General features: G+C 72.9%; 17 protein-coding genes. 10 read left to right on the forward strand and 7 right to left on the reverse strand.

The window, feature by feature from the left end; translation table 11 throughout:
* Positions 1-71: 71 nt before the first annotated feature.
* Complete coding sequence (locus tag OWR29_RS10270) at positions 72-860, forward strand: hypothetical protein (protein WP_267562374.1); 789 nt, start codon at positions 72-74, stop codon at positions 858-860.
* A gap of 93 nt (positions 861-953) precedes the next feature.
* Positions 954-2,150 carry a P-loop NTPase family protein gene (locus OWR29_RS10275; protein ID WP_267562375.1) on the forward strand — a complete coding sequence of 399 codons (1,197 nt, stop codon included), beginning with the start codon at positions 954-956 and terminating at the stop codon, positions 2,148-2,150.
* A gap of 3 nt (positions 2,151-2,153) precedes the next feature.
* On the opposite strand, the gene OWR29_RS10280 is transcribed toward OWR29_RS10275, so the two are convergent.
* On the reverse strand, positions 2,154-4,061 hold the full coding sequence (locus OWR29_RS10280; RefSeq protein ID WP_267562377.1) for a PAS domain-containing hybrid sensor histidine kinase/response regulator: 1,908 nt from the start codon (positions 4,059-4,061) through the stop codon (positions 2,154-2,156).
* Between the two features lie 60 nt (positions 4,062-4,121).
* Here OWR29_RS10280 and OWR29_RS10285 point away from each other — a divergent pair, with 60 nt between their 5' ends.
* From OWR29_RS10285 to OWR29_RS10300, 4 genes are all read left to right on the forward strand, one after another.
* A complete protein-coding gene (locus OWR29_RS10285) occupies positions 4,122-4,937 on the forward strand; it encodes an SAM-dependent methyltransferase (RefSeq protein ID WP_267562379.1) in 816 nt (271 codons plus the stop codon).
* Positions 4,938-5,007: 70 nt separating this feature from the next.
* Entirely contained in the window at positions 5,008-5,430 is a 423-nt protein-coding gene (locus tag OWR29_RS10290) for a response regulator (protein ID WP_267562380.1), read from the forward strand.
* 112 nt (positions 5,431-5,542) lie between these two features.
* A complete protein-coding gene (locus OWR29_RS10295) occupies positions 5,543-7,552 on the forward strand; it encodes a sensor histidine kinase (RefSeq protein WP_267562381.1) in 2,010 nt (669 codons plus the stop codon).
* Positions 7,553-7,623: 71 nt separating this feature from the next.
* Positions 7,624-8,757 (forward strand): response regulator, encoded by a 1,134-nt coding sequence (locus tag OWR29_RS10300; protein WP_267562382.1) that lies wholly within the window; start codon positions 7,624-7,626, stop codon positions 8,755-8,757.
* Here OWR29_RS10300 and OWR29_RS10305 read toward each other — a convergent pair.
* Positions 8,754-9,122 (reverse strand): Hpt domain-containing protein, encoded by a 369-nt coding sequence (locus tag OWR29_RS10305; RefSeq protein ID WP_267562385.1) that lies wholly within the window; start codon positions 9,120-9,122, stop codon positions 8,754-8,756. The genes OWR29_RS10300 and OWR29_RS10305 overlap by 4 nt on opposite strands.
* Before the next feature lie 82 nt (positions 9,123-9,204).
* Here OWR29_RS10305 and OWR29_RS10310 point away from each other — a divergent pair, with 82 nt between their 5' ends.
* From OWR29_RS10310 to OWR29_RS10325, 4 genes are read left to right on the forward strand one after another with little or no spacing between them, the layout of a single operon-like run.
* Positions 9,205-11,520: a putative bifunctional diguanylate cyclase/phosphodiesterase gene (locus OWR29_RS10310; protein ID WP_267562613.1), complete on the forward strand. Its 2,316-nt coding sequence runs from the start codon at positions 9,205-9,207 to the stop codon at positions 11,518-11,520.
* A 9-nt stretch (positions 11,521-11,529) separates the two neighbouring features.
* Positions 11,530-12,051: a hypothetical protein gene (locus tag OWR29_RS10315; protein WP_267562386.1), complete on the forward strand. Its 522-nt coding sequence runs from the start codon at positions 11,530-11,532 to the stop codon at positions 12,049-12,051.
* A complete protein-coding gene (locus OWR29_RS10320; RefSeq protein ID WP_267562387.1) occupies positions 12,048-12,908 on the forward strand; it encodes an SCO6745 family protein in 861 nt (286 codons plus the stop codon). The genes OWR29_RS10315 and OWR29_RS10320 overlap by 4 nt, the downstream gene beginning before the upstream one ends.
* On the forward strand, positions 12,905-13,672 hold the full coding sequence (locus tag OWR29_RS10325; protein ID WP_267562388.1) for a hypothetical protein: 768 nt from the start codon (positions 12,905-12,907) through the stop codon (positions 13,670-13,672). Before OWR29_RS10320 ends, OWR29_RS10325 begins: the two co-directional genes overlap by 4 nt.
* A gap of 11 nt (positions 13,673-13,683) precedes the next feature.
* Here OWR29_RS10325 and OWR29_RS10330 read toward each other — a convergent pair whose 3' ends face one another.
* The 5 genes from OWR29_RS10330 to OWR29_RS10350 form a co-directional block, all read right to left on the reverse strand.
* The gene (locus tag OWR29_RS10330; protein WP_267562389.1) at positions 13,684-14,829 is read right to left on the reverse strand and encodes an ABC transporter substrate-binding protein; all 1,146 of its coding nucleotides are present in this window, start codon (positions 14,827-14,829) and stop codon (positions 13,684-13,686) included.
* Positions 14,830-15,024: 195 nt separating this feature from the next.
* On the reverse strand, positions 15,025-15,789 hold the full coding sequence (locus OWR29_RS10335) for an ABC transporter permease (RefSeq protein ID WP_267562390.1): 765 nt from the start codon (positions 15,787-15,789) through the stop codon (positions 15,025-15,027).
* Positions 15,786-16,565: an ABC transporter ATP-binding protein gene (locus OWR29_RS10340; protein WP_267562391.1), complete on the reverse strand. Its 780-nt coding sequence runs from the start codon at positions 16,563-16,565 to the stop codon at positions 15,786-15,788. The genes OWR29_RS10335 and OWR29_RS10340 overlap by 4 nt, the downstream gene beginning before the upstream one ends.
* Complete coding sequence (locus OWR29_RS10345) at positions 16,562-17,404, reverse strand: ABC transporter permease (RefSeq protein ID WP_267562392.1); 843 nt, start codon at positions 17,402-17,404, stop codon at positions 16,562-16,564. Before OWR29_RS10345 ends, OWR29_RS10340 begins: the two co-directional genes overlap by 4 nt.
* Positions 17,401-18,396: a TIGR03842 family LLM class F420-dependent oxidoreductase gene (locus OWR29_RS10350; RefSeq protein ID WP_267562393.1), complete on the reverse strand. Its 996-nt coding sequence runs from the start codon at positions 18,394-18,396 to the stop codon at positions 17,401-17,403. Before OWR29_RS10350 ends, OWR29_RS10345 begins: the two co-directional genes overlap by 4 nt.
* Between the last annotated feature and the right edge of the window lies 1 nt (position 18,397).

Here is an 18,397-nt window from a genome sequence, read left to right on the forward strand (position 1 = left end):
CGCCAGCCCCGTGCGAGTGGGTAAGACCCGGGCTCGCAGCAACGGAGGTCTATCCAGTGTCCGACAACCGCATGAAGGATCGTGTCAAAGTGCTGCTCAATGGGACGTCACCGGACAGCCAGACCTCGGAGCACGCCCTCGTCGCCCCCCAGCCGGGTCAGGCGCCGGCGTCCGGGGCCCAGGCCGGTCAGCCCGCCGCCGCCCCGGCCGGCGCGGCGCCCGCCCAGCCCGGCAACCAGGCCCTGCAGGTGCTGACCCTGGCCCAGCGCACGGCCGAGGAGCACGTCGCCCGGGCCCACCACCAGGCCGACAAGATCCGTACGGACGCCCTGGCCGCCGCCGAGCAGGTCGCCCGCGACGCTCAGGTGCACGGGCACAACGTCCGCCGCGAGGCCGAGAAGATCCTTTCCGACGCCCGCGCCGCCGCCGAGCAGATCGCCCGCGACTCGCACGCCCGCACCGAGGAGGCGCGCCGCAACGCCGAGAAGATCGTCAGCGACGCCCGGGCCCAGGCCGAGTCGATCGGCGAGGACGCCCAGACCAACGCCGACCACCTCAACCTGCAGGCCCGGCAGCGCTACGACGACGTGGTGGGCAGCCTGGGGGCCAAGCGGGAGGCGCTGCAGCAGCAGATCGAGGCGCTCGAGCAGTTCGACCGGGAGTACCGCTCGCGCCTGACCACCTTCATGCAGGGCCAGCTGCGCGCCCTCTGGGTCGACCAGCCCCAGGTGGTCGGCGACGTCGACCCCGAGGCGACCGCCCCGCGGCACGGCGCGGGCGAGGCCGACGAGGCCGTTCCCACGCAGCGCCACAGCAAGGAGGACGAGGTCAAGCCGGAGGAGCGGGCCGACAAGAAGTGAACCCGCCACTTTCAGTTATGGACTGACTGGCGTCCGGGTTTTACCGTCGGTGATGCGCGGCTCGCCCGGGCCGCGCTCCGACGGGAGTCGTCGATGGGCGAGTTCGTGGGACGCCACGCCGAGCTGCGCGGGCTGCTCGGCGACGCCTGCCGTCCCGGGCTCGTCGTGCACGGCATGGCCGGCATCGGCAAGAGCCGCCTGATCGCCGAGCTGTTGCCCCTGCTCGAGCGCGAGCGGCCGGGCGGGCGGGTGGTGCGGGTGCCCGGGTCGGCCACCGTGGCCGACGTCGTTATCGCTCTGGGTGAGCCCCGTCCGGTCACCGAGCCGATCATCCTCGTGGTCGACGACTTCGCCACCGTGCCGCGGGCGGGCGCCGGTGGCCGGTCCGAGCCGGTCGACGCCGGCGTGGCCGGCTTCCTCACCGCCTGGATCCGCGAGTCCGGACCGCGGCGGCTGCTGGTGACCAGCCGCTACCCGTTCGCGCTGCCGGGCCAGGCCCACCGCGGACTGGCCGAGCTGCACCTCGGCCCGCTGGCCGCGGCCGACGCCCGGCTGCTGATGAAGCCGATGCCCGGGCTGGGCCCGCTCGACGCCGACGAGCAGACGCGGGCCTGGGCGTTCTGCGGCGGCAACCCGGGCGCCCTGCAAGACCTCGACACGTTGCTCGGCCGGGGCGCCGCCTTCACCGAGCTGGCCGAGCGGCTGGAGGACACCCTCGCCGCCAACGGCATCGCCGACCCGGCCCGGTGGGCGGCCGGCCTGAACTCCGATCCCGAAGAGGCTGCCGCCGCCCGCACACTGGCCGAGGCCGTCACCACGATCGTCGACGACGCGCTGGTGCGGGAATTGCTTGAGGTCCGTGATCCCGTGGTCGAGCAGCGGCTGGGCGAGCGGGCCGGGCTCGCCGGCTGGGACAGGCTGGGCCTGCTGGACGGCGCGGACGACCCGGCCGCGGTCGAGCATCACCTGCGGCAGGCGCTGGCCTTCGACGCCGAGCACGGCAACCACGCCGGCATGGCCTCGGGCCTGCACCGGCTGGGCCTGGTGTGCACGCTGACCGGGCGGCTGCCGGCGGCCGTGGCGCTGCACTGCCGGGCGCTGGCCACCGAGCTCGCGCTGGGCACGCCCGAGGGGCCGCTCGAGCTGGCCGACCTGAGCCGGTTGCGGGCCGCCCTGGGCGACGAGGCCTTCCGCCGGGCGGCGGCCGAGGTGCTGCCCGGGCAGTCGCTCAACGGGCTGTCCCGCATGCTCGACAACTTCGTCACGGCGACCGAGAGCCGGCTGAACTAGGCCCTAGCCTTCCATCACCTTCTGCAGGGCCGTGAGCAGCTGGTTCTTGCTGAACGGCTTCTCGACCAGGGTGACGCCGGGGGCCAGGGTGCCTTGCGAGGCGAGCACCGGCCGGGCGTACCCGCTCATGAAGAGCACCTTGGTGCCGGGGTGCCGCTCGGCGAACCGCTCGGCCAGCTCGCGGCCCAGCATGTGCGGCATCACGACGTCGGTCAGCAGGACGTCGATCGTGCCCTCGTGCGCGGCGGCCAGCTCGAGGGCGGCCGGCCCGTCCGCCGCCACCAGCACCTCGTGGCCGGCCGCGCGCAGGATGCGGGTCAGCACGCCGCGCAGGGCCGGCTCGTCCTCGACGGCCAGGATCGTGCCGCGGCGGGAGTCGCGGGGCGGGGCCTCGTCCTCGTCCTCGATCCGGGCCGGCGCGGCGTCGGTGGTCGGCAGCAGGATGGTGAACGTGGTGCCCATGCCCTGCTCGGAGTAGATGTGCAGGTCGCCGCCGGCCGCGGTGACGATGCCGTACACCGTGGCCAGGCCCAGACCGGTGCCCTGCCCGGCCGGCTTGGTCGTGTAGAACGGCTCGAACGCCCGCTCGATCACCTCGGGCGGCATGCCGGTGCCGGTGTCGCTGACCCGCAGCCGCACGTAGCGGCCGGTGCGCAGGTGCGGGCGGCCGGCCGCGTAGTCGGCGTCGACGTCGACGACCTGGCTCTCGATGCTCAGCTGGCCACCCCGCGGCATCGCGTCGCGGGCGTTGACGGCCAGATTGACCAGCACCTGGTCGAGCTGGCCGGGGTCGGCCGTGACCGAGGGCAGGGGCTCGGCCAGGCGGACGGAGAGGTCGATGTGCTCGCCGATCGAGCGCCGCAGCATCTGCTCGATGTCGGTGATGACGTCGTTGATGTTGAGCGGCCGGGGACGCACCACCTCGCGGCGGGCGAAGGCGAGCAGCTGGTGGGTGAGGTCGGCGCCGCGCTGGGCGGCCTTGGTGATCTGGGCCGCGTCGCCCGCGATCTCGTCCAGCCCGGCGTCGGCGGCCGACTCCGCGATGAAGGTGGCGTAGTTGGCGATCACCGCGATGAGGTTGTTGAAGTCGTGGGCCACGCCGCCGGCCAGCTGGCCCAGGCCCTCCAGGCGCTGGGTGCGCTGCAGCTGCGCCTCGACCCGGGCCCGCTCGGCCTCGGCCTGCAGCTGGCGCACGCGGTCCTGGGCCCGGACGCGTTCGGTGATGTCCCGGATCACCGCGCAGCGCAGCCGGCCCTCCTCGGTCGGCAGCGGGCTCATCGAGACCTCGACCGGCACGGTGCTGCCGTCCATCCGGCGGGCGATCGTGTCGTCGGCCACCGGGTCGTGCCCGTCGCCCAAAGGCGGGCTGATCAGGTCGTCGATCGGGCGGCCGAGCAGTCCGTGGCGGGACTCGCCGAACAGCTGCTCGGCCTGCACGTTGGCCAGCACTACGCGGCCGTCGTCGCCGACTCCGACGAAGGCGTCCGGCGCCGCCTCGAGCAGGGCCTGCAGGCTCGACTCGAGGCGTTCCCGGTGGCCGACGGCGCGGGCGATGACGGTGAAGCCGAGCGGCCGGTCGCCGTCGGTCAGCGGCGACATCGAGAGGGTGACCAGCACCCAGTGGCCGTCGCGGTGCCGGCGCTGGGTGCGGAAGCGTTCGAGCCGGGCCCCCGCCGCGAGCAGGGTCAGCATCTCGCGCTGGTCGTTGCGGCGGTCGGGCGGCACGAGCAGGTCGAAGGCGCGTCCGACGATCTCGCCCGGGGCCCAGCCGAGCAGCTTCTCGGCGGCCGGGTTCCACGACCGTACGGTGAAGTCGGGGCCGACCGTCCAGATCGCGTCGTGCGCCGAGCGCACCATGGCGTCGACGAGCGCTGTCGCCTCGACACCGGTCGATCCGTACGTTTCGCCCATAACCGGACCACCTTATCGATTCGGGCCGGTCCGGCGGGGTGCTTTGCCTACGCTCGGGCCATGAACGTGCTCGGCGAGCAGGCGGCCGTGCTGCCCGAGGTGGACCCGCAGCGGCCCAGCGTGGCCCGTATCTACAACTTCCTGCTGGGCGGGAAGCACCACTTCGCGGCCGACCGGCAGGCGGCCGCCGCGGCCCGGGGCGCCATGCCCGAACTGCCGGCCATCCTGCGGCTCAACCGTCAGTTCCTGGGCGAGGTGGTGCGGCTGGCGGGCGAGGCCGGCATCGACCAGTTCCTGGATCTGGGCTGCGGCATCCCGTCCGCGGGCAGCACGTACGACGTGGCGCGCCGGATCAACCCGGCGAGCCGGGTGGTGGGGGTCGATCTCGAGCCGGTCGCCTTCGTGCACGGGCGGAAGCAGACCGACGGCGATCCGGCGGCCGACGTCCTGTACGCCGATCTGCTGGACGCCGGCGAGGTGCTGGGCTCTTCGCCCGTACGGGCAATAATTGATCTCGATCGTCCGGTGTGCCTGTTGCTGATCTCGGTCGCGCACTTCATCCCCGACACTGCCCGGCTGCTGGCGGCCCTCGAGACCTACCGGGCGGCCGTCCCCTCCGGCAGCCTGCTGGCGGTGACCCACGCCAACCGCAAGGCCTCCTCGCCGCAGGTGGAGCACGTGCGGCGCATCTACAACAACACCACCGCGCCCATGGTCGCCCGGGACGAGAGCGAGACGAGCGCGCTCTTCGGCGACTGGCAGATCCGGGAGCCGGGCGTGCAGTCGTTCGGGCAGTGGTGCTCGATGCCCGGCCGCCGGTGCGAGAGCAACACCGCGGAGAGCGCCTTCCTCGTCGGGGTGGCCGGCAAGCCATAACGTGAAACCACCACATCGAGGTCCGGGCCGGGCGCATCCTGATGAAGTGGCCCCGAACAGCGGAGCGAAGATGCCCTCAGTACTGATCGCCGAGGACGACGAAGACATCGCCCTGATCCTGAGCCGGCTGCTCAAACGGTCCGGTTACACGGTGCTGCACGCGCCCGACGGCCAGCGAGCGTTTGAGCTGGCCGTGGCCCACCGGCCCGAGGTGGTGCTGACCGACCTCGGCATGCCCCGGATGGACGGGCTCGAGCTGACCAAGGCCATCCGGGCCCACGCCGAGCTGCGCGACACGCCGATCATCATGCTCAGCGGCCACCTGCACCCGGGCGACAGCGCGCCGATCGCCGCCGGGGTCTGTGTGGTGCTGCTCAAGCCGTGCCCGAACGACCGGCTGCGCGAGGTCGTCAACGAGCTGACCGAGCTCGGGGCGCACGGGCACTCCGGCGCCGACTCGGGTTGCCCGGCGATGTGGCCGGTATCGGCGTGAATCACATTGTTGTCATAAAGCATATGAAAGCGGGCCTAGGGTATAAATAGCGCGAGCCCGCGGTGTGCGGGAGGTCAGTGGCGGGCGTGCCGCGCGGGGGATCGGGCAACCCATGGTCGTCGTCGACGAGGCCGTCCTGGCCGATCCGGACCGCCTCGGCGCGGTCCGCACGGCGAAACACACGCTGCCGGCCCTGCCGCTCGCCCCGGCCGCGCTGGCCCGGCTGGCCGCCCGTCTGCTGGCCACGCCCGAGGCCCAGCTCACCTTGGTCGACCGGGAGGGTGTGCTGCTGGCCGGCGGCGACAGCCCGCCCGACGCCGACGTCGCCCGCTGGACCGTCTCGGCCGGTCGAGCCGTCCAGCGCGAGCAGTCCCCGTCCTTCCTGGCCGTGCCGGTGTGCGACGACGCCGGCCGGCCGGTGGGCGCCCTCGCCGTGTTCGACCCGGTCGCCCGCCGCTGGACCGGCGAGCACGCCCGCATCCTGACCGAGCTGACCGCGCTGGCCCGGCCCGCCGGCAGCGACTCCTTCCTGGCCGCGCTGGTCGACAACCTGCCGGTCGGCGTCATCGCGTGCGACGCCGACGGGGACGTGGCCGTGGTCAACCACTCGGTGCGCGAGCTGATCGGGCTGCCCGCCGACGCCGCGGCCCGGCTCTATCCGACCCGGGCCACCGGGGCCCTGTTCGACGCCGACGGCCGGGCCGTGCCGTGGCGGGAGTCGCCGATCCAGCGCGCCGCGCGCGGCGAGCGGGTCGACACCGACCTGATCGTGCGGGTGACCGGCCGGCGCGAGCGGATCATCGCCGCCACCGCCCAGCCCATCCTCGACCATCAGGGGCAGCGCCTCGGCGCTGTGGCGGTGGCTCGCGAGGTCACCGCGTTGCGCCGGGCCGAGCGGTTCCGGGAGTGCCACCGCGCCGTCGAGGAGGCGCTGCGGGCCGCCGACTGCGCGACCGAGGCCGCGCCCGGGGTGCTGGCCGCGCTCGGCGGCACCCTCGGCTGGCCCGCGGCCGAGCTGTGGCTGGCCGACGAGGACACGGGAGAGCCCGGCCTCGGCGGCCGCTGGTGCGCGCCCGGCAGCGGCCTGGAGGAAGTGCTCGACTTCGCGCCGATCAAGGGCGCCGGCATCACCGGCCGGGTGTGGGCGAGCGGCCGGCCGATCTGGGTGCCCGACATCGCCGACTCGGCCAGCCTGCGCAGCCCGCTGGAACGCCGGCGGGCCGCGGCCTGCCTGCGGGCGGGCATCCGGACCGTGCTGGCCGTGCCGGTGCGCGACGCGGACACCGTGCTCGGCGTGCTCACCTGCTACGGCACTGCGCCCGAGCCGCACGAGGACCTACTGGCCCTGCTGCTCGACGGCGTGGCCGCCCGGATCGGGGTCTACGTCGCCCTGCGCCGGGCCGAGGCGCTGGCCCGGCAGCTCTCCCGGGCCAAGGACGACTTCATCGCGCTGGTCAGCCACGAGATGCGCACGCCGCTCACCTCGATCGTGGCCAGCGCGTCGATGCTCGGCGACGACGGCTCCGCGCTCGACGAGGAGAGCCGGGCCATGGTCGACGCGGTGCACCGCAACGCCACCAGCCTGCGGGCCGTGGTCGACACCCTGCTCGACCTGGCCGGCCTCGACTCCGGCCACGTGGCGCTGCACAAGGAACGCGTCGACCTGGCCGCGATCGTGGCCGACGCGCTGGCCGCCGCCCGCCCGGCCGCCGCCGCGGGCGGGGTGCGCCTGGTGCATCAGCGCGACGAGCCGCTGCTGCTCGAGGGCGACGCCCGGCGGCTGCGGCAGGTCGTCGACGACCTGCTGGCCAACGCGATCAAGTACAGCCCGCGCGGCGGCGACGCCGAGGTCGTGCTGGTCGAACGGGCCGGCTGCGCCGAACTGACCGTGGCCGACCACGGCATCGGCACCCCGGCCGACGAACGGGACCGGGTGTTCGACCGCTTCTACCGCGCCAGCAACGTGCGTCACCAGGGCATCGCCGGCAAGGGGCTGGGCCTGAGCCTGGCCCGGACGATCGTCGGACTGCACGGGGGCACCATCCGCCTCAGCGGTCACCCGCCACATGGCACAACGGTGCTCATCCGGTTGCCGATCGTTGCCGGGGCCGAAAACGCTTAGCCGTCCTCGCCGGTCGTCCGATCAGGGCTGCACAGGGACGACACTTTGACGGTTTCGCGGGGGACAAAGAAATGACCGAACGGCCGACCGTGCTGCTCGTGGACGACGAGACCGCCATCCTCGAGACGCTTTCGCTGCAGCTGCGCCGCGACCACAAGGTGCTGGTGGCCGGGAGCGGGGCCGAGGCGCTGCGCCTGCTGGCCGAGTCCGGCCCGGTGGCCGCCGTGATCAGCGACCTGCGCATGCCCGAGATGGACGGCGTCGAGCTGCTGCGCCGCATCCAGGTCGAGTACCCGGACACCACCCGCGTGCTGCACACCGCGCAGAGCGACCTGAGCTCGGCCATCGCGGCCATCAACGACGGCGGCGTCTACCGCTACCTGGCCAAGCCGGTCGGCACCGACGAGCTGCGCGGCACCGTGCACGAGGCGGTCGAGCTCAACGGGCGCGCGACGGCCGACCGTCAGCTGCTCGACAAGACACTCAAGGCCAGCCTGCAGGCCCTGTTCGGCGTTCTGCAGCTGGCCAGCCCGCTCGCCTTCGCCCGGGCCGGCCGCATCCGCACCCTGGTCTCCGAGCTCTGCCACGACATGCAGCTCGACGCCCTGTGGGAGATCGAGGTGGCCGCCATGGCCTCCCAGCTGGGCGCGGTCACCCTGCCGCCGACCGTGCTGGCCAAGCTCGACAAGGGCCTGCCCTGCACCGACGACGAGCAGGCCATGGTCGACGCGATGCCGGGCGTCGCCGTCCAGCTGCTCAAGAACATCCCCAACCTGTCCGACGTCATCGAGATCGTCCGCGGGCTGGGCCTCAACCCGCCGCCGCATCCCAGCCCGCTGGTCGAGGCCGCGGTCGACGTCATCCGCACGGCGATCGACTTCGAGACGCTGGAGAGCCGTGGGCTCGAGGTGGAGAGCGCGATCACCGTGCTCGAGTGCCGCGACCACAGCGCCCTGCACGTGCTGGCCGCGCTGCGCAAGGTCAAGGGCTGCGTCCAGGTCAAGGAGAAGGTCCGCGGGCTGCGCGTGGTCGACCTGGAGGTCGGCATGCGGGTCGCCGAGGACATCGTGGCCACCAACGGCCTGGTGCTGATCGGCCGGGGCATGGTCGTCACCGAGCTGCTGCTGGACCGGCTGACCAACTTCGCCCGCATGATCGAGATCATCGAGCCGGTGCTCGCCGTGCCCGGCGCCCGCCGCTTCTAACCGCCGGCGGCCAGCTTCTCGAGGATCGGGAAGACCAGCGCCTGCTCGCAGGCGATCCGGCCAAGCGTCAGGTCGGGATCGAGCACCACGCCCTCGCGGGCGGCCTGCTCGACCTCGGCCAGGACGGCGGACAGGGTGGCGGCCCCGATGTTGGACGCCGAGCCCTTCATGGCGTGCGCGTGTTCCCGCAGCGCGGCGGGGTCGCCGCCGCGCAGCAACTCGCCCAGCCGGTCGACGGCGGCCGGCGTCTTCTCCAGGTACGAGCGGATCAGCCGGCCGAGCAGCGCCTGCTCGGCCGGGCCGGGGTCGGGCCCGGCGATGTCGGCCATACGGTCGCGGACCTCGTCCTCCCGGCTGCGCTCCATGCGCTCCATCCTGCTGCCCACCGCCCTTCCCCGGGCCCGTTTCCCCGTGAAGCTCGAAGCCGTGAAGGAGGTCGCAGTGCGGATGTCTACGATGCCGCTCGGCGCTGCCGATTCCGTCGAGGTGACCATCGACCAGCGCGCACCCCTGCGGTACGTCCTCGCTGCCTTCGTGGTCACGCTGGTGGGCGGGCTGTGGTTCCTGACCCGCCCCGGGCCGGACGCCCTGGCCTACCTGTTCAACCCGTTGGCCGGCCTGGCCGCCATCGGGTCGATCACCGCGCTGCTGCGGAGCACCCGGCTCGAGCCCGCCGGGCGCCGGTTCTGGCAGTTCATGCTGGCCGGCAGCGCCGGGATCACGGCCGGGTACGCCTGGTTCGCGGTCGACGCCTTCCGCACCGCGCCCGCCCTGCCGTACATGTCCTACGGCACCGCCGTGCCCGCCGGCATCGGGCTCCTGCTCTCGATGTGGGCCGTCGTCCGGGTGCCGCTGGGCGTCTCCGGCGCCAACGCCCGCCGCAAGCAGCTCGTCGACCGGGCGATCGCCTTCGTCGGCGGCGGCAGCGTGATCTGGATCTTCGGGCTGGTCCCCATGGCCACCGCGGCCGACCGCTGGACCACCCAGTCGCTCGTGCTCACCGGCCTGGCCGGGCTCATCGGCCTCGGCGCGGTGGTGAAGGTGTCGTACATCGCCGGCGGACCGGTCGACCGGCGGGCCCTGCGCCTGATCGCCGCGGCCGCGCTGGCCTCCGGCGGCATCGCCGTGCTGTCGCTCTACGGCGACGAGGGCGCGCTGCTGGCCCAGTCGGTCGTCATGCCGGCCGCCTTCCTGCTCGTCGCGGGGGCCGTGCATCAGCAGTGGAGCAACGCCGGCTCGCGGTCTCGCGGCCTCAACACCTGGCTGCCCTACCTGTCCGTGCTCGCCATCGACTTCTCGCTGCTCGGCGTGCTGCGCGGCGGCCTGTCGTGGCAGGACCGGGTGGTCGTGCTGGCCGTCGTCGTGCTCACCGCGCTGATCGCGGTGCGCCAGCTGGCCGCGACCCGCGAGAACCGCCGCCTGATGGACGAGAAGCGGGCCACCGAGGAGCGGCTGCGGCACGACGGCAGCCACGACGGTCTCACCGGCCTGGCCAACCGCAGCCTGTTCCGCGAGCGGGTCGTCGAGGCCGTCGCGGCCGGCGAGGCGACCGTGCTGCTGGTCGACCTGGACGACTTCAAGGCGGTCAACGACTCGCTCGGCCACGACGTCGGCGACGAGCTGCTGGTGGCCATGGCGGCGACGCTGCGGACGGTGGCCGGGCCGCACGGCCTGGCCGCCCGGCTCGGCGGCGACGAGTTCGCGATCCTGCTGACCCGGCCCAACCCCATCGGCGAGACCGTGGCCGACCGGCTGTTCGACGCGCTGTGCGAGCCGATCGGCGCCCACCGCCTGCTCACCCACGCCAGCGTCGGGATCGCCACGGCCACCCCGGGCATCGAGCTCGACGAGCTGCTGCGGCAGGCCGACCTGGCCATGTACGCGGCCAAGCAGCGCGGCAAGGGCAACCGGGTCCGCTTCCACGACGGCATGGAGGAGCCCGTCCTGGCCCACGCGCGCATCGGCGGCGACCTGCGCCGGGCGCTCGAGGCGGGCGAGTTCCGCCTGCACTACCAGCCGATCGTCGCGCTCGGGGAGGGACAGGTGATCGGCGTCGAGGCGCTGGTGCGCTGGGACCACCCGACCCGGGGTCTGCTGGCGCCGGCCGAGTTCATCCCGGCCGCCGAGGCCACCGGGCTGATCGTGCCGCTGGGCCGGTTCGTGCTGCGCGAGGCGTGCCGGCAGGCCGCGGCCTGGCTCGAGGAGTACGGCCCGGACGCGCTGCAGAAGGTCGCGCCCAACGTGTCGGTGCGCCAGCTGCACGACCCGGACTTCGTCGAGGACGTGCGCGAGGCGCTGGCCGAGACCGGCCTGCCCGCCGACCGCCTGGTGCTGGAGCTGACCGAGTCGGCCGTGCTGCGTGGCGAGCAGGTCTCGCGCACCCTGCACGAGCTGCACGCGATGGGCGTACGGCTGGCGCTGGACGACTTCGGCACGGGCGAGTCGTCGCTGAGCCTGCTGCGTTCGTTCCCGGCCTCGATCATCAAGCTCGACAAGTCGTTCGTGGACGGCATCGAGCTCGACGAGCCGGGCACGCCCGCGGCCGAGGCCCGGCAGGCAGTCGCCCACGCGGTGGCCCAGCTGGCCGGCGCGCTCGGCCTGGACACCGTGGCCGAGGGCATCGAGTCGCAGGAGCAGGCCGACCGGCTGCGCAGCCTCGGATACACGCTGGGCCAGGGTTACCACATGGCCCGGCCGATGCCGGCCGAGCTGATGGGCGAGATGCTGTCGCGGCGGGCCGAGCGCGTCGGGGCCGGGGCTTAGGGTTTGGCGATGGACACAGCGGACGACGGCACTCGGACGGCCCGGTCCCTGGCCGACCGGCTGGAGGCGTTGCACTTCGCCGAGCTGACCAACGACCAGGCGACGGCCCGCGTCATCGACACGATCGCCGAGTGGGCCGTGAGTCTGGGCTGGCGGGTCTACCGCCGGGCGCCCAGTGTCTTTCCGCTGCCGCCACCGCTGCGGGGCCACTCGGTGCTCGACGTGGCCTGCGCCCGGCCCGACGGCCCGCCGATCGCCGTCGAGGTCGACCGGCTCGACCGGCCGCGCACGGTGGACAAGCTGCTCGCCGAGGCCGCGGCCGGGCGGGTGGCGATCTGGGTGCGCTGGGGCGCCGGGCCGTTCACGCCGCCACCGCTGCCGGTGCACATGGTGACGCGCGCGGCGGCCCGTACGGCCGGCACGTGGCACACCGTCACCGACCGGCCGCCGCCGCGGCATTCGGCGGCGCCGATCGAGGAAGCTGTGGCCGAGGAACTGCCGTGGGACGGGACAGAAGGGGTGCAGCAGTGAACGAGTCGCCGCAGAGGCGGGCGTGGCGGGTGACCGAGCCCATCCACGCGATGATCTATTTCGCGCCGGAGGCCGACGAGCGCTACGCCGAGCTGGGCGTCGCCCCGCAGGACGGCTACTTCGCGTCCCGCGGCGCCGCGTTCGGCGAGTGCGGCCCGGGCATCGTGACGGCCACCTTCTACAACTTCAACCCGGCCCTGGTCGCCCGGGCGCTGCCGGCGGTCTGGGAGAACACGACCCCGGCCGCGATGACCGAGGCCCGGCTGTGCGCGGTCGATGCCGCGCTGACCCGTGGGCTGGGCGCCGAGACGCTGGCCTCGCCCGAGGTGGCCGAGGCGGCCGGCCTGGCCCGCGCGGCGGCCGAGGCGGCCACCGCCTGGCCGCAGGGCCGCCCGCTGTTCGCCGCCCAGGCCGAGCTGCCCTGGCCGGACGAGCCGCACCTGGTGCTGTGGCACGCGCAGACGCTGCTGCGCGAGTTCCGCGGCGACGGGCACGTGGCCGCCCTGGTCACGGCCGGCCTCAGCGGGATCGAGGCGCTGCTGCTGCACGTCGCCTCGGGCGAGGCCGACGAGCGGTTCCTGCGGATCACCCGGGGCTGGCGGCGCGAGGCGTGGGCCGCCGCGGCCGACGGTCTGCGGGCCCGCGGCCTGCTCGACGCCGAGGGCGGGCTCACCGAGACGGGTCGCGAGCTGCGGGCCGGCATCGAGGCGACCACCGACCGGCTGGCCCAACCGGCCTACGACGCGATCGGGGCCGACGCCTGCACCCGCCTGGCCGAGATCACCCGGCAGCTCAGCCGCACCCTGGTCAAGGCCGGGATGCTCACCCCGCGGATTCCGGACGGAGGACGATCATGACCGCGAGCCACCCGGCCTCCTGGTGGTCCCAGTTCCTCGAAGCGACCGAACGCTTCGACGGCGCGTCGGTGACCGAGGGCCTCAGCGACGAGATCATGCCCAAGATCACCTCGCGGCTTCTGCGGCGCGAGGCCGAGCTGGCGGCCGACGTGATGGTGCGGCATTTGCAACGGCCGGCCAGCAGCGAGCTCAGCGAGCGGGCCGGGCGGGCGGTCGACCGTCTGGAGGCGACAGTCGACCGGCTGCGCGAGCGCGCCGCCGACGAGGAGGGCCTGAACGAGGCGTACGCGTTGCTCGACGTCCTGCGAGGCCGGTACCCCGAGGGAGCGTCCGCCGCGGAACGGTTCGTCGGCACGATGCCGCTGCTGCGGGTCTTTGTCGAGGGTATGCGGCTCGAACGCTTCGACATGGGCCTCGCGATGCGGCTGATCGGCGCGGGCCAGACCCCGGCCGCGGCCGTGCGGTCGGGTCTGGCCGTCGGCAAGTACGGGTGGTGGCCCGACTGGCTGCTCGGCGTCGTCACCGAGCGGGCTCTGCAGGGCACGCTGGACGCCGCCACGATCACCGCGCTCGACCAGTGCGCCTACGCCGACCTCAGCCCGTGGCAGGCGCGGATCGCCCGCCGGCTGCTGGGCGGCGAGGACGAACTGGTCGAGGCGACGGCGCAGCGGCTCGAAAGCCTGGGTGCGGTCGCCGCAGCGGGCAAGCTGCGCGGCGGCGACCTCACCGCGGTGGCGCTGGCGGCGCGGATGGTCCCCATCTAGGGGGACGGTTCCTAGGCGCCGCCCTCGGTCAAGGTGACGGTGGTGGGCTGGAACGACGTGCCGTTGACGTCGACACCCGCCGCCTTGGCCGCGGTGATCGCCTGGTTGATGTAGTCGTTGGTGAAGGCCAGGCCCTCCGGCGCCTTGGTCAGCACCGTGTCGCCGGTCTGGTTCTTGGTGGTCATCGAGATGTCCACGGTCTGCTTCCAGGCCGCCTCGTCGATCACGCCGATCCCGGCCGGCGCGGGCCAGATCAGCTTGTTGGTCTCGTTGGTCTGCCACAGCTGGTGGCTCTTGCCGAGCTTGGAGCCCTTGGCCACCACCAGGTCGCGGCACTTCTCGGCGTTGTCGCGGCAGAACGCCCAGCCCTGGATGGTGCCGGTCAGGAACTTGACGGTCTGCTGCTGGTAGGCCGGGTCGTTCAGTTTCTCGGTGTTGGCCCAGACCGCGTCCTGCAGCATCGAGGAGCCCTCGGCCTTCCAATCGATGATCGAGAAGTCGTCGGCCGTGTAGAGCTTGCCGGTGGCCGGGTTCTTGGCCTCGAGCAGCTGGGCGTACTCGTTGTAGCTCATGGCCTGGGCGGCGTCGATCTCTTTCTTCAGCAGCGCCTGCATGTCGAACTGCTGCTGGACGAGGGTCACGTCCTTGCCCGGGTCGAGCCCGGCCTTCGTCATGCCGGCGAACAACTCGTACTCGTTGCCGAAGCCCCAGTTGCCGACCTTCTTGCCCTTGAGGTCGGCCGCCTTGGTGATGCCGCTGTCCTTCCAGGCCACCTGGTACGTGCCCGAGCGCCCGAAGATCTGGCCGACATCGGTGATGCCGGCGCCCTGCTCGCGCGAGGCCAGCGCCTTGGGCACCCAGGCCACGGCGTAGTCGGCCTTGCCCTGGGCCAGCACGGTCTGCGGCACGATGTCGACGCCGCCCTCGAGCAGTTGCACGTCGAGGCCCTGCTGCTTGTAGAAGCCCTGGTCGACGGCGGCGATGTAGCCGGCGAACTGGGCCTGGAAGAACCACTGCAGCTGCAGCTTGACCGGGGCGAGGGCGCCGCCGCTGCCGCCGGGCGCCGGGGTGGTCGAGTCCTGGTCGGCGGTGCCGCAGCCGGCCACGATCATCGCGGACGCGGCGGCTATCGCGGTCATCATTCGGATTCGTCGCATGGATGCCTCCGTAGTTTCGGGGGTCGTTGTCCACAGGGCACCGGGGCGGTTGTCCACAGGGCCCCGGCCGGATCGGGCGAAATTTGGAAGGATGGCTGTGTTGGATGGGGGCCCCCTGGGAGGGCGGGGCCTGGTTTGCGGGGCCTGGTTTGCGGGGCCTGGCTTGCGGGGTCTGGCTTGCGGGGTCTGGCTTGATCAGGCGATGAGGCGGGTGCGCCAGGGCATGGCCAGGCGCTCCAGCAGCAGCGTGGTGAGATAGAAGACGAGGCCGAGCAGGCAGGCGCCCACCACGAAGGCCCACGCCCGTGGGTACGCGGTGAAGGCGGCGGCCGAGGTGATCCGCGAGCCCAGCCCGTTCTGCAGCCCGCCGAAATACTCCGCCACCACCGCCGCGATCACGGCCAGCGACGACGCCTGCCGCAGGCCGGTGAAGACGTGGGGGAGGGCGCCCGGCAGCCGCACCTTCCGGGCGAAGGTCCAGCCACTGGCCGCGTACGTGCGCATGAGCTCCTGGTGGATCGGGTTCACCTCGCGCAGCCCGCGCAGCGTGTTGATGAAGACCGGGAAGAACACGATGATCGCGGCCACCAGCCGGCGCGGGATGCTGCTGGTCGACTCGAACATGTTGTTGAGGATCGGGGCCAGCGCGATGATCGGCAGCGCGTTGAGCACCGCCGCGAACGGCAGCGACACCTCGGCCAGCGGCCGGAACCGGCTGGACGCCATCGCCGCCAGCACCCCCAGCACAGCGCCGGCGATCAGGCCGATCAGCGCGTTGGCCCCGCTGGCCAGCGCGGCTTCCCAGATGTTGGCCCGCTGGACGACGAACTCGTCCCAGATGGCCGACGGCGCGGGCAGGATGAACGGCGCGATCCGCCCGGCCGTCACGGTCACCTGCCACAGGATGATCGCGACGACGCCGACGACCACCGGCGGCAGCACACTGCGGGCGTACCTCATGAGGCGCTCTTCAGGGGAGTGCCGCGCAGCGCCTGCCGCACCGCCGTGACGCTTTCGAAGTAGTGCTCGGACTGCCGGGCCGCCTCGTCGCGGGTGGGCAGGCCGACCGGGATCGACGCGGTTATCCGGCCCGGCCGCGCCGACATCACGACCACCCGGTCCGAGAGGAACACCGCCTCCGAGATCGAGTGGGTGACGAAGACCGTGCTCGTGCCGGTCTTGGCGCAGATGGCCAGCAGTTCGGACTGCAGCCGTTCGCGGGTCATCTCGTCGAGCGCGCCGAACGGCTCGTCCATCAGCAGCAGCGGCGGTTGCACGGCCAGCGCCCGGGCGATCGCCACCCGCTGCTGCATGCCGCCGGACAGCTGGGCCGGGTAGTGGCCGGCGAACTCCTCCAGGCCGACCAGGGCCAGCATCTCTTCCGCCTTGGCCTTGCGCTCGGCCTTGGCCAGGCCGCGCAGTTCGAGCGGCAGCTCGACGTTCCTGAGCACGGTCCGCCACTCGAACAGCCCGGACTGCTGAAAGGCGATGCCGTAGGCCTGTTCCTTGCGGGCCACCCCGGCGGGCTTCCCGGCCACCGTGACCGTGCCCGTGGTGGGTGCGATCAGGTCGGCGATGAGCCGCAGCAGGGTGCTCTTGCCGCAGCCGGACGGCCCGATGAGCGAGACGAACTCGCCGTCGCCGACGGTGAGGTCGACATCGGACAGGGCGACGACCTCGTCCGGGCGACCGGGGTTGAAGGTCTTCGTCACTGACGAAACGACGACCGCGCTCATAGCGTGACCACCTCCACGTGGCGGCGGTGCCGCATCAGCGGCAGTTCCAGCAGGCTGACGAGTCCGGCGACGACCAGGCCGAGCAGGGCCGCCCCGAGCATCGCGGTGTAGACCTTCGCGGGGTCCGAGGTGGCCTCGCGGGAGTACTCGATGATGAGGCGGCCGATGCCGCCCCGGGTGCCGGTCGAGATCTCGCCGACGACCGCCCCGACGACGGCTGCCGCCCCGGCCAGGCGCAGCGCCGGGAACAGGTAGGGCAGCGAGGCCGGGAAGCGGAGCTTGACCAAGGTGCGCCACCACCCGGCGGCGTAGCTGCGCATGAGCTCGACCCCGGCCGCCGACGGCGACTGCAGGCCGCGCAGCATGCCCACCGCGACCGGGAAGAACGCGAGGTAGGCGGCGATCACCGAGACGGTCGCCCAGGACGGCATGATGGTGCCGCCCCACCCGGCCACCAGCGGCGCCAGGGCGACCAGGGGCACGGTCTGACTCAGGATGACGTACGGCAGCAGACCCCGCTCGACGATGCGGAACCTCTCCATCGCCACCGCGAGCAGTAGCCCGACCAGCGCGCCGATGACGAACCCGGCGGCCGTGATGCCCAGCGTGAACAGGCAGGCCTGCAGCACCACGATCCAGACCGGCCGGCCGCCCGTGAGCTCCGGGCGGCCCAGCCTTTCCAGCACGTTCCACAGGTGCGGCATCGACAGGTCGTCGGCGCGCGGCAGGATCCGCACGCCGAAGAGCACCGTGCCGTCCGGGTTGCCGACGGCCTTGTAGCCCTCCCAGAGCACCACGGCGACCGCGAGCCCCAGGACGACGTACAGAAGTCTCCTCACGAGAGCGCCGGGATGATGTGATCGCCGTACGCCCGCAGGGTTTCCTCTTTGGCGTCGTGCTGCAGATAGACCGCGAACTGGTCGACCCCGAGCGCCCGCAGCTCCTCCAGGCGCTTGAGGTGGTTCTCGACCGGCCCGAGGATGCAGAACCGGTCGACCACCTCGTCCGGCACGAACGTGGTGTGCGTGTTGCCGGCCCGGCCGTGCTCGGCGTAGTCGTAGCCCTGCCGGCCCTTGATGTAGTCGGTCAGCACCTGCGGCACGGTGCCGTCGCTGCCGTAGCGGGCCACGATGTCGGCCACGTGGTTGCCCACCATGCCGCCGAACCAGCGCGTCTGGTCCCGCTGGTGGGCCAGGTCGTCGCCGACGTACGCGGGGGCGGCCACACAGAACTTGATGGCCATCGGGTCGCGGCCCGCCTGCTCGGCCGCCCGCCGCACGGCGCCGATCATCCAGGCCGCGATGTCCGGGTCGGCCAGCTGCAGGATGTAGCCGTCGCCGACCTCGCCGGTCAGGGCCAGGGCTTTCGGTCCGTACGCGGCCACCCACACTTCCAGGCGGCTGTCGGGAGCCCACGCGAACTGTTGCTCCGTGCCCCGCAGTTCGACCTTCTCGCCGTTGGCCAGCCCCCGGATCACCCCGATCGACTCACGCAGCTGAGCCAGCGACTGCGGCTGGGCCCCCAGCACCCGCAGCGCCGAGTCGCCCCGGCCGATCCCGCAGATGGTGCGGTTGCCGTACATCTCGTTGAGGGTCGCGAACAGCGAGGCGAGCACCGTCCAGTCGCGGGTGCCCGGGTTGGTGACCATCGGGCCGACGATCACCCGCTCGGTCTCGTCGAGGATCTTGGAGTAGATGACGAACGGCTCCTGCCAGAGCACGTGCGAGTCGAAGGTCCAGACGTGGCTGAACCCCTTCTGCTCGGCCATCTTGGCCAGCTCGACCACCGCCATCGCCGGCGGGTTGTTCTGCAGCACCACACCTATGTCCATG

This window comes from Paractinoplanes pyxinae (genome assembly GCF_026626335.1).
GTDB classification, from domain to species: Bacteria; Actinomycetota; Actinomycetes; order Mycobacteriales; family Micromonosporaceae; genus Actinoplanes; species Actinoplanes pyxinae.